Here is a 15081-nt window from a genome sequence, read left to right as displayed (position 1 = left end):
TCTCTCGACGGTCTCAGTTCACAGCGGACGTCGCTTCGACATGACGCGGCAAGGTCACCCGGATACGGGTGCCGCGTTGGCTTTCGGTGTCAGCCGGGCTGTCGATGGTGATTTGTCCATAATGCTCTTCAACGATGGAATAGACCAGTGCAAGGCCCAGACCGGTACCTTCACCTGGGTCCTTGGTGGTGAAGAAGGGTTCGAACAATCGGTCCATGATGTTCTGTGGAATGCCGCTGCCTTCATCTTCCACGATCAGGTCGACCGTATGCTCGAAAGCCTCGCTCTTGACGCGTACCGCACTGTGCGGCGGGGACGCATCGCGGGCGTTGGACAGCAAGTTGATCAGGACCTGGGCCAGGCGTTGTGAGTCGCCATCGACCCAGTGGTCCGGATCGCACAGGTTAAAGAACTGTACTTCGAAATTGCGCCGGTTCAAGGCCAGCAGCCCAATTGCATCCTGCGCCACTTCGGCCAGGCATACCGCTTCGTCCTGATGTTGATGGCCGCCGGAGTGGGCGAAGCTCATCAGCGACTGCACGATGCGCGACACGCGCTTGGTCTGCTCCAGGATCTGCCCGCTGATCTCGGTGATTTCACCGTCTTCCTCGCGCTCTTCCCGCAGGTTCTGCGCCAGGCAGGCGATGCCGGTGATCGGGTTGCCGATCTCATGCGCCACACCGGCGGCCAGGCGACCAATACTGGCCAGGCGTTCGGAGTGCACCAGCTTGTCTTCGAGCATCTGGGTGTCGGTGAGGTCTTCCACCAGCAACACCAGGCCGCTGTTGCCGGGGGCCAGGGGCTCGTCAATGGCAGCCTTGTGCAGGTTGAGCCAACGGGTCTGGCCGTCGAGGGCCAGGTGCTGCTTGTGCAAATGCTCGTCGGGCAGGTTGATAAAACCTTGCAACAATTCTTTCCAGGGGTCGCCGAGGGTATTGAGGCGAGAACCGACCACGCGCTGCGCGGCGATGCCGGTAAGCTCTTCCATGGCCTTGTTCCACATAAGGATTTCCTGGTCCTTGGCCAGGGAGCACACGCCCATCGGCAGTTCCTGCAGGGTCTGGCGATGGTAGCGGCGCAGGGCATCGAGTTCGGCGGCGAGGCCGGTGAGGCGTGAGTGATAGTCCTCCAACCGGCTTTCGATGAAATGGATGTCTTCGGTCACGTAGTTTTCGCCGCCCGCCTTGTAAGGCAGGAAGGTTTCCACCATGTCCTGGGACACGCTGGGGCCCATCAGCCCGGACAAGTTGGCTTCGATACGGTCGCGCAAGCGCCGCAGCGCATAGGGACGGCGCTCGTCGAACGGCAGGTACAGATCGCGCAAGGCCTGTTCGACTTCCTTTTGCGCGGCCTTGGCGCCGAGCGGCTTGGCCAGTTGCGTGGCGAATTCCTGGGGCGAGGCTGCATGCAGCTCGCGGCGTTGCGGGCGACGCACGTTGTCTACCGCGCAGGCTTCGGCGGCGCTGGTTTCTTCGGGGCTGGCGTTGGTGAACAGCGAGATCAGGGTGAACATCAGGACGTTGGCGGCCAGCGAAGCGATTGCGGCCATGTGCCAGCTGGTGTCATCCAGCACGTAAATCATGTTCAGCAACGGTATGTAGAAACCCTGCAGGTTGCCGACCAGCGGTAGCAGCATGGTCACCAGCCACACCAGGATGCCCGCCAGCAACCCGGCGATAAAGCCACGGCGATTGGCGGTCGGCCAGTACAGCACCGAGAGCACGCCCGGCAGGAACTGCAAGGTGGCGACAAACGCCACGATGCCGAGGTTGGCCAGGTCCTGCCCAGCACCCAGCAGCAGGTAAAAGGCATAGCCGGCCATGATGATCGCGACAATCAGCGCGCGGCGCGTCCATTTCAACCAGCGGTAGATGTTGCCTTCGGCCGGTGGTTGGTACAGCGGCAGCACCAGGTGGTTGAGCGCCATCCCGGAGAGTGCCAGCGTGGTGACAATGATCAAGCCACTGGCCGCCGACAAACCGCCGACATACGCCAGCAGCGCCAGGGCCGGGCTGTTGGCGGCAATGCCGATGCCGAGGGTGAAATACTCAGGGTTGGTGGTGGCCCCCAGTTTCAGGCCGGCCCAGAGAATCAGCGGCACCGCCAGGCTCATCAGCAGCAGGAACAGTGGCAAACCCCAGCTGGCGCTGACCAATGAGCGCGGGTTGAGGTTTTCGGTGAAGGTCATGTGGTACATGTGCGGCATTACGATCGCCGAGGCGAAGAACACCAGCAGCAGCGTGCGCCAGGGGCCTTCCTGCAGGGGCGTGTGCAAGGCGGCGAGGGCGGTCTGGTTTTGCAGCAGCCACAATTCCAGCTGTTGCGGGCCGTCGAACACGCCGTAGAGCGCATAAAGGCCGACACCGCCGATGGCGACCAGCTTGATGACCGACTCAAAGGCAATCGCAAACACCAGGCCCTGGTGTTTTTCGCGGGTGGCGATATGGCGTGAGCCAAAGAAAATGGTGAACAGGCTGATCAATGCGCAGAAGGCCAGGGCAACGCGATGTTGCACCGGCTCGCGGGTGAGGATGCTGATCGAGTCGGCCACCGCCTGGATCTGCAGGGCCAACAACGGCAGCACGCCGATCAACATGAAAATCGTGGTGAGTGCGCCGGCCCAGGTGCTGCGAAAACGAAAGGCAAACAGGTCCGCCAGGGAGGACAACTGATAGGTGCGGGTGATTTTCAGGATCGGGTACAGCAGCACCGGCGCCAGCAGGAACGCACCGGACACCCCCAGGTAGCTGGAGAGGAAACCGTAGCCGTATTGATAGGCCAGGCCCACCGTACCGTAGAACGCCCAGGCGCTGGCGTATACGCCCAGGGACAAGGTGTAGGTCAAGGGATGGCGAATGATCGCCCGCGGAATCATTCCACGCTCACTGATCCAGGCGACGCCGAACAACGCCGCCAGGTAGGCGGCGCTGATCAGCAGCATCTGGGTGAGGCTAAAGCTCATCGGCATCTTTTTGGCTCTGCAGGATGAAGGTCACGACGATCAGGATCAGCCAGAGCAGATAAGGACGGTACCAAGCGCCCGTGGCATCGATCCACCAGTCCATGATGGCGGGGGAAAACAGGTAGATCCCGACGACCAGCAGCAGGACCAATCGATAGATGTACATGTTGGCCTCTGATTCAAGAATTGCGGCGATGGTAACGGATGGCTGGCAAGCTGCAAGCGCCTTCAGTTCAATTGCGCTTCGGCCAGGGTGAGTGTGCGCGGGATCCGTGTGGCATCCCACTGCCGAATGCCCCAATCCAGCAGTTCCCTGGGACTGGCGTAAAGCAGCTCGTCACCGGCCGGTTGACCGAGGGCGCGCAGCGCTCTGAGTAGCAACGGCGTGGCCTGGTCTGCGGTCAGCGGTGGTGAACGGTACGACTTGCCCAGTTTGTTACCGTCGGGCTGGACGATCAGCGGCACATGCAGATAACGCGGCTGCCTCAATCCGAGTAACTCCTGGAGGTAAAGCTGGCGTGGCGTGGAATCGAGCAGGTCGGCGCCGCGCACGATGTCGGTAACGCCTTGCCAGGCGTCATCCAGGACGACGGCCAATTGATAGGCGTACAGGCCGTCGCGGCGGCGGATGATGAAGTCGCCTGCATCGCGCCCCAGGTGCTGTCGGAACTCGCCCTGTACACGGTCGGTAAAATGGTATTCAAGCTCGGGCACGCGCAGACGGATAGCCGCATCTTGCTGATCGTGGCCGGCATTGCGGCAAAGCCCGGGGTAAATCCCGTTGTAGGGCTCCAGCTGTCTGCGCGAGCAGGTGCAGGCGTAGGCCAGGCCGTGGTTGAACAAGTCATTCAGCACCTTGGCGTAGGCGTCGTGCCGCTCGCTCTGGCGGACCAGTTCACCATCCCATTCAAAACCGTAGCTTTCCAGGGCATGCAGGATTGCCGTCTGGGCGCCGGGTTCTTCACGAGGTGGGTCGAGGTCTTCCATGCGCATCAGCCAGCGGCCTTGATTGGCGCGGGCATCGAGGTAGGAGGCGAGGGCGGCGACCAGGGAGCCGAAGTGCAGATGGCCGCTGGGCGTGGGGGCGAAGCGCCCGATATAGGTAGAGGCAGTCATGGGCCGGATACTACTGGAAAATCGGTAAACGCCAGCAACAAAAATGGGGCGTTCGCACGCCCCATTCGTTCAGCTCGACAAGCATTACTTGCCGACCTGTTTTTCCTTGATTTCGGCCAAGGTCTTGCAGTCTACACAGAGGTCCGCGGTCGGGCGGGCTTCCAGGCGACGAATACCGATCTCGACGCCGCAGGATTCGCACCAGCCGTATTCTTCGTCTTTGATCAGTTGCAGGGTCTTGTCGATCTTCTTGATCAGCTTGCGCTCGCGATCACGGGCGCGCAGTTCGAGGGCGAACTCCTCTTCCTGGCTGGCACGGTCGGCCGGGTCAGGGAAGTTGGCTGCTTCGTCCTTCATATGGTCAACCGTGCGGTCGACTTCCTGCATCAAATCCTGTTTCCACTTGTTCAGGATTTTGGTGAAGTGCTCGCGCATGGGCTCGCCCATGTACTCCTCGCCCTTTTTTTCCACATAGGGTTCGAAGCCGCCGAGGCCTTGAGTCTGCTGTTGCTTTGCTTGGGTGGACATGAATAGACCGCCTCTCACTCTTCTAATCCATTGCGCAGGATTGCAACGTCACCGACACCTGCCGGCCCTGCGGCTGCAAGCGGGCGAACTTACCAGATAGATTCGGGGTGCGCCACTCCCGGTTGTCGAGCCTGTCGCGTCGGGGGTTGCAAACTGCAGCGGCCCGTCGTGGCTGGGTATGTCTCGTCTCGAATGTTGATTTTAGTCGTTTTGCCGGCGCTTGCCTGGCCGTGAAGTCGGCCGGGCAGGCAATAGAACATGTTTTATCGCGAGGGTTCGGTAGAATCCTGATTTTGTCCTCACCGTCTAGGAAGGCTAATGGCTCAGCCCTACAGTGCGCGCAGTCGCGCCATCGAACCTTTTCATGTCATGGCATTGCTGGCGCGCGCCAATGAGCTGCAGTCAGCCGGCCACGACGTGATCCATCTGGAAATCGGCGAGCCGGATTTCACCACCGCCGAACCGATCATCCAGGCTGGCCAGGCCGCGCTGGCCAACGGCAAGACCCGCTACACCGCCGCCCGTGGGCTGCCCGAATTGCGCGAGGCGATCAGCGGTTTCTACCAGCAGCGCTACGGGTTGAGCATCGACCCGCAGCGCATTCTGATCACGCCCGGCGGCTCCGGTGCGTTGTTATTGGCCACCAGCCTGCTGGTGGATCCGGGCAAGCACTGGCTGCTGGCGGATCCGGGCTACCCCTGCAACCGGCATTTCCTGCGCTTGATCGAGGGCGCGGCGCAGTTGGTGCCGGTCGGCCCGCAAGTGCGCTACCAATTGACCGCCGACCTGGTGGCGCAACACTGGAACCAGGACAGCGTCGGCGCACTGGTTGCCTCCCCGGCCAACCCGACCGGGACGCTTCTGACGCGGGACGAATTGGCTGACCTGTCCAACGCCATCAAGGCGCGCGACGGCCATCTGGTGGTGGATGAGATCTATCACGGGCTCACCTACGGCACTGACGCCGCGAGCGTGCTGGAAGTCGACGACGATGCCTTCGTCCTGAATAGTTTTTCCAAGTATTTCGGCATGACTGGCTGGCGCCTGGGCTGGCTGGTGGCGCCACCGGCGGCGGTGGGCGAATTAGAGAAGTTGGCGCAAAACCTCTACATCAGCGCGCCGAGCATGGCCCAGCATGCGGCCCTGGCCTGTTTCACCCCGCAAACCCTGAGCATTCTGGAGGAGCGCCGCGCCGAGTTTGGCCGGCGCCGTGACTTCCTGTTGCCGGCGCTGCGCGAGTTGGGATTCGGTATCGCCGTAGAGCCCGAAGGCGCGTTCTATCTCTATGCCGATATCAGCGCATTCGGCGGAGACGCCTTCGCATTTTGTCGCCATTTCCTGGAAACCGAACATGTGGCCTTTACCCCCGGGCTGGATTTCGGCCGTTATCAGGCGGGTCATCATGTGCGTTTTGCCTACACGCAAAACCTCGACCGGCTACAAGAGGCGGTGGAGCGAATTGCCCGTGGCCTGCGGAGTTGGCAAGGCTGATGCGTTTTCATCCTCCCCTCGAAGAAGGGCGGCTGATCCGCCGCTACAAGCGTTTTCTCACCGATATCGAAACCGTTACCGGCGAGTTGCTCACCATTCACTGCCCGAACACCGGTTCGATGCTCAACTGCATGGTCGAAGGTGGCCAGGTCTGGTTCAGCCGTTCCGCCGACCCCAAGCGCAAATTGCCAGGCACCTGGGAAATCGCCGAAACGCCCCAGGGCCGGCTGGCCTGTGTCAATACGGCACGCGCCAATCAGTTGGTGGAGGAGGCATTGCGGGCCGGGCTGATCAATGAACTCAACGGCTTTACCGCGTTGAAACGCGAAGTGCCTTACGGTCAGGAACGAAGCCGGATCGATTTTCGTCTGGACTACCCGCACGGGGCAGCGTTTGTCGAAGTCAAAAGTGTCACTTTGGGCTTTGATGGCACCTCTGTGGCGGCTTTCCCTGATGCGGTGACCCAGCGCGGTGCCAAGCACTTGCGGGAGCTGGCCCACCTGGCGCGTGAAGGTGTGCGGGCGGTGCAGTTGTACTGCGTTAATTTGTCGGGGATCGATGCGGTGCGCCCAGCGGTGGAAATTGACGCGGGTTATGCCGCCGCGTTGCGTGAGGCCAAGGCAGCGGGTGTGGAGGTGCTGGCGTACGGCGTGCGGGTCACGCCTGAAGAAATCTGTATCGACCGGCCGTTGAAGGTGCTGCTGGGCAGCTAGAGTTGCACCCACAGGCCCTGTGCGTCTTCGCGGCCGGGGAGGGCGGTGAGGCTTTGGCCTGCGCACGGGCCGGCGATGCATTCGCCGCTTTCGATCAGGAACAGCGCGCCATGGGTGGCGCATTGAATCAGGCTGGCGCTTGAGTCGAGGAAGCTGTCCGGTTGCCATTCCAGTGGGACGCCGCGATGGGGGCAGCGGTTGACATAGAAGTAGGCAACGCCAGCGCGCCGCACGGCCAACAGTTTGCAACCGTCGATATCAAAACCGAGGCTGCTGTCGGGCGCTAAAGCCTCGGAGGGGCAGAGAAACTTCATTTCAATCCTTAAGTGCCTTGACGTTCAAATGCAAACAATTATCAAATGCCCGCTTCACCCGTCAGCTGATCGGGTGCTCACTACGATGCCGGGCAGGGTTTATCTGTCACATCAATGAGTGCTTGAGCGGCCCCGCCTTGGAAGGAAACCCTGTTATGCGCCTGAGTGCCAGCGTTATTGCGCTAGTTGCCGGACTGCTGGTCAGCCACGCGGCCCAAGCCTTGGACCTGCCGCAACGCTGGGTCAGCGCCGGTGGCGCGTTATCGGAATGGGTGACGGCACTGGGAGGTGAGCCGAAGCTGGTCGGCGTGGACACCACCAGCCAGCATCCAGCGTCCCTCAAGGCATTGCCCAGTATTGGTTATCAGCGCCAATTGTCGGCCGAGGGTATTCTCAGCCTGCGCCCGCAGGTGCTGGTGGGGACCGAAGAGATGGGGCCACCACCGGTGCTGGCGCAGATCCGCAATGCGGGCGTGCAGGTAGAGATGTTCTCGGCACAGCCGGACTTACCCAGCCTGAAAGCCAACCTGGCGCACCTGGGCACGCTGCTGGGCAGCGAGGCTAAGGCCAACGAATTGTTTGCCGGATATGAGCAGGCGCTGGATCAACAGAAAGCCTGGGTGACCAAGGCCCGCTTAACGCAAAAAGCGCCAGGCGTATTGCTGTTGCTCGGGCACGCCGGCGGCAAGCCGTTGATCGCCGGTAAAGACACCGCCGCTGACTGGCTGCTGCAGCAGGCCGGCGGCCATAATCTGGCGACTCACAGTGGTTACAAGCCGTTCTCGGCGGAGTCGCTGGCCGGGTTGAGCCCGGAAGTGCTGGTAGTTGCTGATCGGGCGCTCAGTGGTGAAGCGGCCCGGGTGGCGTTGTTCAAGGAAAACCCCATCCTCGCTTCCACGCCAGCGGCCAGGAACGGCCGAGTGCTGGAGTTGGACCCGACGCTGCTGGTGGGCGGGCTTGGGCCACGCTTGCCGCAGAGCCTGGCGCAGTTGTCCGCAGGCTTTTACCCGTCCCAGGCTGAACCCGCCCCATGACCCGGTTGGTCAAACCGAAAACGCTGTTTATCGGGCTTGCGCTGTTATGTCTGCTGGCGATCTGGCTTTCATTGGCCCTGGGACCGGTCAGCCTGCCGTTGTTCGACACGCTCAGGGCTGCGTTGCGAATGATCGGAGTGCCGATTGAGGCCCAGGGGCTCGAACAGGCAGAGTTGATCCTGGGGCAGATTCGCTTGCCGCGCACGTTACTGGGCCTGGCCGTGGGCGGTGTGCTCGCCTTGTCGGGGGTGGCGATGCAGGGCTTGTTTCGCAACCCGCTGGCCGATCCTGGCTTGGTGGGTGTGTCCAGTGGCGCGGCGTTGGGGGCGGCAGTGGCAATTGTCGGCGGCTCGTTGTTTGGCGGGCTGCCGGAGGCGCTCGGGCCGTATCTTTTGTCGATTTGCGCGTTTCTGGGCGGCCTGGGCGTCACGGCGCTGGTGTATCGATTGGGGCGACGCAATGGCCAGACCAACGTCGCAACAATGTTGCTCGCCGGCATCGCGCTGACAGCCCTGGCCGGTTCCGCGGTAGGGCTGTTTACCTACCTGGCGGACGACGCCACCTTGCGCACCCTGACATTCTGGAACCTGGGCAGCCTCAACGGTGCCAGCTACTCACGTTTATGGCCGTTGCTGCTGGTGAGCGCGGGCGTGGCGCTGTGGTTGCCGCGCCGAGCGAAGGCCTTGAATGCGCTGTTGCTGGGTGAGTCCGAGGCCAGCCACCTGGGCATCGATGTTGAAAAGCTCAAGCGTGAGCTGGTGTTCTGTACGGCGCTGGGCGTTGGCGCGGCGGTGGCAGCGGCGGGCATGATCGGTTTTGTCGGGTTGGTGGTGCCGCACTTGGTGCGACTGCTGGCGGGGCCGGACCATCGGGTGTTATTGCCGGCTTCGGTGCTGGCGGGCGCGAGTTTGTTGCTGTTGGCGGATCTGGTGGCGCGCTTGGCATTGGCGCCGGCGGAACTGCCGATCGGTATTGTCACCGCGTTTATTGGCGCGCCACTTTTCCTCTATTTATTACTGCGAGGGCGCGCCTGATGCTGCGAGTGGAAGCGTTGCAGATCCGCCGCGGGCGTAAAACCGTACTGGCAGATGTCACCCTGGAGCTGCTGCCGGGCGAAGTTCTCGGTGTATTAGGGCCCAATGGTGCAGGCAAAAGTACCTTGCTCAGCGCGCTGTGCGGCGAGTTGACGCCTGATCAGGGCAAGGTCTGGCTGGATCAGCAAGAGTTGAAGCATTGGAGCGGCGCGCAACGAGCACAGCGCCTGGCGGTACTGCCCCAGAGCTCGACCCTGGACTTCGCGTTCCGTGTCGAAGAGGTTGTAGGGCTGGGACGTTTGCCGCATCAGACCGGGCGAGTACGCGATGAGGAAATCATCAGCGCGGCACTGCAGGCGGCAGATGTAGGGCACTTGAGTGGTCGCAGTTACCTGGCCTTGTCGGGCGGGGAGCGTCAACGGGTACACCTGGCCCGCGTGTTGGCGCAATTATGGCCGGGCGAGGCGGGGCAGACACTGCTGTTGGATGAGCCAACATCGATGCTCGATCCGTTGCATCAGCACACGACCTTGCAGGCGATCCGGCGCTTTGCCGATCGTGGCGCAGCGGTATTGGTGATCCTGCATGACCTGAACCTGGCCGCACGTTACTGTGATCGAATTCTGTTGCTGGAGAACGGATGCCCGCGCGCCCTGGACACGCCCGCACAGGTGCTGCGCCCCGAGCCGCTCAAGGCGGTATTTGGTCTGGATGTGTTGGTGCAGTTGCATCCGGAGCGTGGTCATCCGTTGATCATCGCGCGTTGAACCGGCGTTTTGCAGGCAAAAAAAGACCCGGCAAGAGCCGGGTCAAATAACCGTGATTAGCCTGATGAGGAGATAATCTGAGAGTCCGAACCAATGGTCTTTCAGTTATCGGCTGATCTCGCGACCAGTTGCGATAATCATAACGATTCTCATTTGAGAGTCAACAACATTCCCCTACTTTTCTCAAAAATCCTGAAAATCGGTGGATTTACATCTTCTGGCGTGTTGAGAGCGCCTCCAACTGACGGTTCAACGCTTCCTTGCGCTCTGTGGGAATGTCATTCCAATGCACGTCCATCAGCGCGCCTTCAATCGCATACAGCAACACTTTTGATGCCCGGAACCCGCGAGTTCGCACGGCTCGGTAAGCATCGACCGCGCCCAGGCGGCGCAGGTCGGACGCGCTGTGGATGCCCGCCGCATGCAGCCACTGCGCCGACGTCTTGCCAAGATTCTTCAGGTGTTGCAGCTCATCGTTCATCGAGCCTCCTTGCGACGGCCGAATGGTGCGGTGGGTATCGTGACCAGGCAAGCCTGAAAATGAGTGTAGCGCTCAGTAGGAAAAGCGTGATTCTTTGCTCGAGAACGGCTGAAAAGCTTATAAGAATGACCCTACGTGTCAGGCACGGGAAGACGCCCGGCAAGCTTGAAAGCAGCCGGGAGCCGGAGTCTTGAGGTTATTTGGTGCGGTAACGCAGGCGGGTACCGAAATTCACCGACATCAGAATCTCGTCAGCCGTCAGGTCGGGTGAGAAGTAAGTACCGGAAATCTGCGCATGGGCCAGGCTGGCGCCTTCCAGTGAACACTCGCGCAAATCCAGCCCGCGCAGGTCGGCGGAGCGGAAATAGGCGTCGGTAAAGTCGATCCCCGCAGCGTTCAGCTCGCGCAGGTCCAACCCTCGGAAGTCGCCGCCGCGCATGTCGATAACGCCGCCTTCGGGGCGCTCTTGGTTGAAGCCCCGAATGTCGTCCTTGTGCAGGAGCGCATAGAGCGGTGTATCAAGAAGCTTGGGCTGACTCATGACGGCGACTCCTGTTGGAATTATGGCGCCATTATAGTGCCACTATTGCAGGGTCGTGCGCCAAAGTAGACGACACGACCAAGAAATATTTCTTACAGGCCGGGCAAGCGTTGACGAATATGCCCGACCAATGCATCGAGCGTCCCGCTTTCATTGGTCTCGACGCGTTTACTCAACAGCAGCTCTTGAGCGGTCAGCGGGTCACGACTGGCGTTTTGTTCTTCAATAACCAGCAACGTTGCGTCGGACGGATCGTTTTTATCTGCCTGACGTTGTGCCAGCCAACTGGCGATGACGGCCTGAGGGGCATTGCAATCCAGAATCAGGAACGGGGCCCCGGTGGCTTCGGCAACCTGGGCCGCCGCGTCACGTTGTGCGCGTTTGAGGAAGGTGGCATCCAGCACCACCGGGAAACCGGCGCGCAGCACGGTGTCGGCCATTTCATTCAGGCGTGTGTACGTCGCAGCACTGGCGTCCTCGCTGTAGATGCCGGCTTGCGGGGTGTTTTCGACCTGCTGCTCGCCAAACAGTCGCTTGCGTTCCACGTCCGAGCGCAGGCGAACAGCGCCTAAGGCCTCGACCAGGCGCATGGCCACATGGCTTTTGCCCACGGCCGAAACCCCATGGGTGATGGCCAGGAAGCGCGACGGAATCGTGCTGTAGCTTTCCGCCAGATTGGCGTAGTTGCGGTACTGGCGCAGGGTGGTGGCGCGTTGCACCGGGTCGGCTTCGCTCGGCATGCTGAACAGGGCAACTTTCGCCCGCACCAGTGCGCGATAAGCCTTGTAGAAATTCAGCAGCTCCAGGCCCTGATAATCGCCGGTCAGTTCCAGGTACTGGCTGATAAATCGGCGTGCCAGGCATTTGAGGCCACGGTCTTCCAGGTCCATCGCCAGGAACGCGGTGTCGGCATACACGTCGGTAAAGCGGAACGGCTCGTTGAATTCGATGCAGTCGAAGATCACTACATGGCCATCGATCAGCGTGGCGTTACCCAAGTGGATATCACCATGGCATTCACGGGTGAAACCGTTGAGCTTGCGCTGCTCCAGCAATGGCTTGAGGCGTTCGAAGCTGCTTTGCGCCCAGGCTTGCAGGGCCTCCAGTTGAATGAGGTCGGCCTTGTCACTCAGGAACGGGCGGATCTGTTCGAAGTTCTGGCGGACCGGTGCCATCACTTCTTCCGGGGTGCCGGCCGGGTGCTGCTGCGGGACCTTGGGCGCGGTGAGGTGAAAGTGCGCAATCTGCTTGGCCATTTCGTCAATGTGCGCGCTGCTGAGTTCACCGTTGGCTTGCAAGGTGCTCAGCATCTGACTTTGCGGGAACTGACGCATTTTCAGCGCGTACTCGATCACCGGGCTGTCGCCCGCCAATTGCGGTGCGTCGGCAGTGCCGGTAATTGGCAACACTTCAAGATACAAATCTTCGGTCAGGCGCTGGTTGAGGCGCAGCTCTTCGTTGCAGAAGTGACCGCGTTTTTCCAGGTCGGTGAAATCGAGGAAGCCGAAGTTCATCGGTTTCTTCAGTTTATAAGCATAGGGACCGGTCAGGATCACCCAGGAAATGTGGGTTTCAATGACTTGAAACGCTTCCACCGGATGCGGGTACAACGCCGGGTTTTGCAGGGCGGCAATCAGGGACTGGCTCACGGGCGATCCTTCAAAGTCTGGGAGAAATCATGGCGAGCATTATGGCCGCTACGGGCGGTCGTGCAAACCGCTGTCCGGCTCATGTTGATCATCAATAAAGTGCGTATAATCCGCCGCCATGACTCGAACCCGATCTCCCCGTTCCCGTAAAAAACCTCCTTCGCGCAGCCTGCGCCCGTGGCTGGGCTGGGCGCTCAAGCTCGGCCTGGTTGGCCTTGTGGCGCTCGCCGGCGTGGCGGTGTATCTCGACGCCGTGGTCCAGGAGAAGTTCTCCGGCAAGCGCTGGACCATCCCGGCCAAGGTTTACGCACGTCCGCTGGAATTGTTCGCCGGCCAGAAGTTGAGCAAGGAGGACTTCCTCACCGAACTCGATGCGCTGGGCTATCGCCGCGAACCCGTGAGCAACGGCCCGGGCGCGGCGGCCGTCAGCGGCAATACCGTCGACCTGAACACCCGCGGCTTCCAGTTCTACGAAGGCCTGGAAAAAGCCCAGCCGGTACGCGTGCGTTTTTCCGGCGATTACGTGGCTGAGTTGTCGTCGCTCAACGGCGCCAAGCTGCCAGTGGTACGCCTCGAGCCGCTGATGATCGGCGGTATCTACCCGAAGAATCTTGAAGACCGGATCCTGATCAAGCTCGATCAGGCGCCGCCGTACCTGTTGGAAACCCTGGTAGCAGTAGAAGACCGCGACTTCTACAGCCACTGGGGCGTTTCGCCGAAGTCGATTGCCCGCGCGGTGTGGGTCAATACTTCCGGCGGCAAGATGACCCAGGGCGGCAGCACGCTCACCCAGCAATTGGTGAAGAACTTCTACCTGACCAACGAGCGCAGCCTCACCCGCAAGCTCACCGAAGCCATGATGGCAATGCTGCTGGAGTTGCATTACAGCAAGCAGGAAATTCTCGAGGCGTACCTCAACGAGGTCTTCGTCGGCCAGGATGGTCAGCGCGCAGTGCACGGTTTCGGCCTGGCCAGCCAGTTCTTCTTCGGGCAGCCGTTGTCCGAATTGAAGTTGCACCAGGTTGCGCTGCTGGTAGGGATGGTCAAGGGGCCGTCCTATTACAACCCGCGTCGCAACCCTGAGCGTGCGCTTGAACGCCGCAACCTGGTACTCGATGTATTGGAACAGCAGGGCGTCGCCACGGCCGAGCAGGTCGCGGCCGCGAAGAAAATGCCGCTGGGTGTTACCACTCGCGGCAAGCTGGCAGATAGCTCATTCCCCGGCTTTATCGACCTGGTCAAACGCCAACTGCGCGAGGACTATCGCGACGAAGACTTGACCGAGGAAGGCCTGCGAATCTTCACCAGCTTCGACCCCATCCTGCAGATGAAAGCCGAAGCGTCGGTCAATGACACCTTCAAGCGCCTGACAGGCCGCAAAGGCTCCGATGAAGTAGAAGCCGCGATGGTGGTGACCAACCCGGAAACCGGCGAGGTCCAGGCCATGATCGGTAGCCGTCAGGCCAGCTTCGCCGGGTTCAACCGCGCGCTGGATGCCGTGCGCCCGATTGGCTCGCTGGTCAAGCCAGCGGTCTACCTGACCGCCCTGGAAAAACCGAGCAAGTACACACTGACCAGTTGGCTGTCGGATGACCCGCTGTCGATCAAAGGCGCCGATGGCCAGGTGTGGACGCCAAAGAACTTCGACCGCCACTCCCACGGCACCGTGTTCCTGTATCAGGGGCTGGCGCATTCCTACAACATCTCGACATCGCGCCTGGGGCTGGAAGTGGGTGTGCCGAATGTGCTGAAAACCCTGGCGCGACTGGGTATCGAGCGCGAGTTCCCGGCGTTCCCCTCGATGTTGCTGGGTGCGGCGGCCATGAGCCCGATGGAAGTGGCCACCATGTACCAGACCTTGGCCAACGGTGGCTTCAATACGCCGATGCGCGGTATTCGCAGCGTGCTGACCGCCGAGGGCGAACCGCTCAAGCGCTACCCGTTCCAGATCCAGCAACGCTTCGACGCGGGCTCCATCTACCTGATCCAAAACGCCATGCAGCGCGTGATGCGTGAAGGTACCGGGCGCTCGGTCTACAGCGTGCTGCCGTCGAACCTGACGCTGGCGGGCAAGACCGGCACCAGTAACGATTCGCGCGACAGTTGGTTCGCAGGTTTTGGCCAGGACGTATTGGCCGTGGTGTGGCTGGGCCGTGACGACAATGGCAAGACGCCATTCACCGGAGCGACCGGTGCGCTGCAGGTCTGGACCAGCTTCATGCGCAAGGCAGACCCGTTGCCACTCAACATGCCGCAGCCGGACAACATCGTGCAGGCCTGGATTGATCCGCACACGGGCCAGGGTTCGGATGCCAACTGCCCGGGTGCGGTGCAGATGCCGTATATTCGCGGCAGCGAGCCACCAGCCGGTGCCGCATGCGGGGGCAGTGCCCCTGCTGACGCGGAGTCGGTGATGGATTGGGTCAAGGGCTGGATGAATTAAGCAAAGAG

Annotated in this window: 14 protein-coding genes; 6 read left to right on the top strand and 8 right to left on the bottom strand. The window is 61.2% G+C overall.

The window, feature by feature from the left end; genetic code table 11:
• Positions 1-13: 13 nt before the first annotated feature.
• The 4 genes from C4J88_RS22880 to dksA form a co-directional block, all read right to left on the bottom strand.
• Positions 14-2968 carry a sensor histidine kinase gene (locus C4J88_RS22880; RefSeq protein WP_164487731.1) on the bottom strand — a complete coding sequence of 985 codons (2955 nt, stop codon included), beginning with the start codon at positions 2966-2968 and terminating at the stop codon, positions 14-16.
• Entirely contained in the window at positions 2952-3128 is a 177-nt protein-coding gene (locus C4J88_RS22875; protein ID WP_003176118.1) for a hypothetical protein, read from the bottom strand. Before C4J88_RS22875 ends, C4J88_RS22880 begins: the two co-directional genes overlap by 17 nt.
• Before the next feature lie 62 nt (positions 3129-3190).
• Entirely contained in the window at positions 3191-4078 is an 888-nt protein-coding gene (gluQRS, locus tag C4J88_RS22870; protein ID WP_124408182.1) for a tRNA glutamyl-Q(34) synthetase GluQRS, read from the bottom strand.
• A gap of 84 nt (positions 4079-4162) precedes the next feature.
• Positions 4163-4606: an RNA polymerase-binding protein DksA gene (gene dksA / locus C4J88_RS22865; protein WP_003194150.1), complete on the bottom strand. Its 444-nt coding sequence runs from the start codon at positions 4604-4606 to the stop codon at positions 4163-4165.
• A gap of 318 nt (positions 4607-4924) precedes the next feature.
• Here dksA and C4J88_RS22860 point away from each other — a divergent pair, with 318 nt between their 5' ends.
• Entirely contained in the window at positions 4925-6097 is a 1173-nt protein-coding gene (locus C4J88_RS22860; RefSeq protein ID WP_124408181.1) for a pyridoxal phosphate-dependent aminotransferase, read from the top strand.
• The gene (sfsA, locus tag C4J88_RS22855; protein WP_124368365.1) at positions 6097-6810 is read left to right on the top strand and encodes a DNA/RNA nuclease SfsA; all 714 of its coding nucleotides are present in this window, start codon (positions 6097-6099) and stop codon (positions 6808-6810) included. Before C4J88_RS22860 ends, sfsA begins: the two co-directional genes overlap by 1 nt.
• On the opposite strand, the gene C4J88_RS22850 is transcribed toward sfsA, so the two are convergent.
• Positions 6807-7124 (bottom strand): Rieske 2Fe-2S domain-containing protein, encoded by a 318-nt coding sequence (locus C4J88_RS22850; RefSeq protein WP_124368364.1) that lies wholly within the window; start codon positions 7122-7124, stop codon positions 6807-6809. The genes sfsA and C4J88_RS22850 overlap by 4 nt on opposite strands.
• Positions 7125-7279: 155 nt before the next feature.
• On the opposite strand from C4J88_RS22850, the gene C4J88_RS22845 reads away from it, so the two are divergent.
• Genes C4J88_RS22845 through C4J88_RS22835 form a run of 3 tightly spaced genes read left to right on the top strand, consistent with a single transcriptional unit; the run spans position 7280 to position 9959 of the window.
• Positions 7280-8158 carry a hemin ABC transporter substrate-binding protein gene (locus C4J88_RS22845; protein WP_124408180.1) on the top strand — a complete coding sequence of 293 codons (879 nt, stop codon included), beginning with the start codon at positions 7280-7282 and terminating at the stop codon, positions 8156-8158.
• Positions 8159-8208: 50 nt separating this feature from the next.
• The gene (locus C4J88_RS22840; protein ID WP_164487693.1) at positions 8209-9192 is read left to right on the top strand and encodes an iron ABC transporter permease; all 984 of its coding nucleotides are present in this window, start codon (positions 8209-8211) and stop codon (positions 9190-9192) included.
• Positions 9192-9959, top strand: coding sequence for a heme ABC transporter ATP-binding protein (locus C4J88_RS22835; RefSeq protein WP_124368361.1), 768 nt, complete (start codon positions 9192-9194; stop codon positions 9957-9959). The genes C4J88_RS22840 and C4J88_RS22835 overlap by 1 nt, the downstream gene beginning before the upstream one ends.
• 208 nt (positions 9960-10167) lie before the next feature.
• Here C4J88_RS22835 and C4J88_RS22830 read toward each other — a convergent pair whose 3' ends face one another.
• The 3 genes from C4J88_RS22830 to C4J88_RS22820 form a co-directional block, all read right to left on the bottom strand.
• Positions 10168-10440: a TfoX/Sxy family protein gene (locus C4J88_RS22830; RefSeq protein ID WP_124364416.1), complete on the bottom strand. Its 273-nt coding sequence runs from the start codon at positions 10438-10440 to the stop codon at positions 10168-10170.
• A 196-nt stretch (positions 10441-10636) separates the two neighbouring features.
• Entirely contained in the window at positions 10637-10981 is a 345-nt protein-coding gene (locus C4J88_RS22825; protein WP_124364415.1) for a pentapeptide repeat-containing protein, read from the bottom strand.
• A gap of 92 nt (positions 10982-11073) precedes the next feature.
• Positions 11074-12630 (bottom strand): bifunctional aminoglycoside phosphotransferase/ATP-binding protein, encoded by a 1557-nt coding sequence (locus tag C4J88_RS22820; RefSeq protein WP_124408179.1) that lies wholly within the window; start codon positions 12628-12630, stop codon positions 11074-11076.
• A 118-nt stretch (positions 12631-12748) separates the two neighbouring features.
• On the opposite strand from C4J88_RS22820, the gene mrcB reads away from it, so the two are divergent.
• Positions 12749-15073: a penicillin-binding protein 1B gene (gene mrcB, locus C4J88_RS22815; protein ID WP_124408178.1), complete on the top strand. Its 2325-nt coding sequence runs from the start codon at positions 12749-12751 to the stop codon at positions 15071-15073.
• Positions 15074-15081 lie beyond the last annotated feature (8 nt).

This window comes from Pseudomonas sp. R4-39-08, from assembly GCF_003852275.1.
In the GTDB taxonomy this organism is placed as follows: Bacteria; Pseudomonadota; Gammaproteobacteria; order Pseudomonadales; family Pseudomonadaceae; genus Aquipseudomonas.
This window is presented reverse-complemented; position numbering and strand designations above follow the sequence as displayed.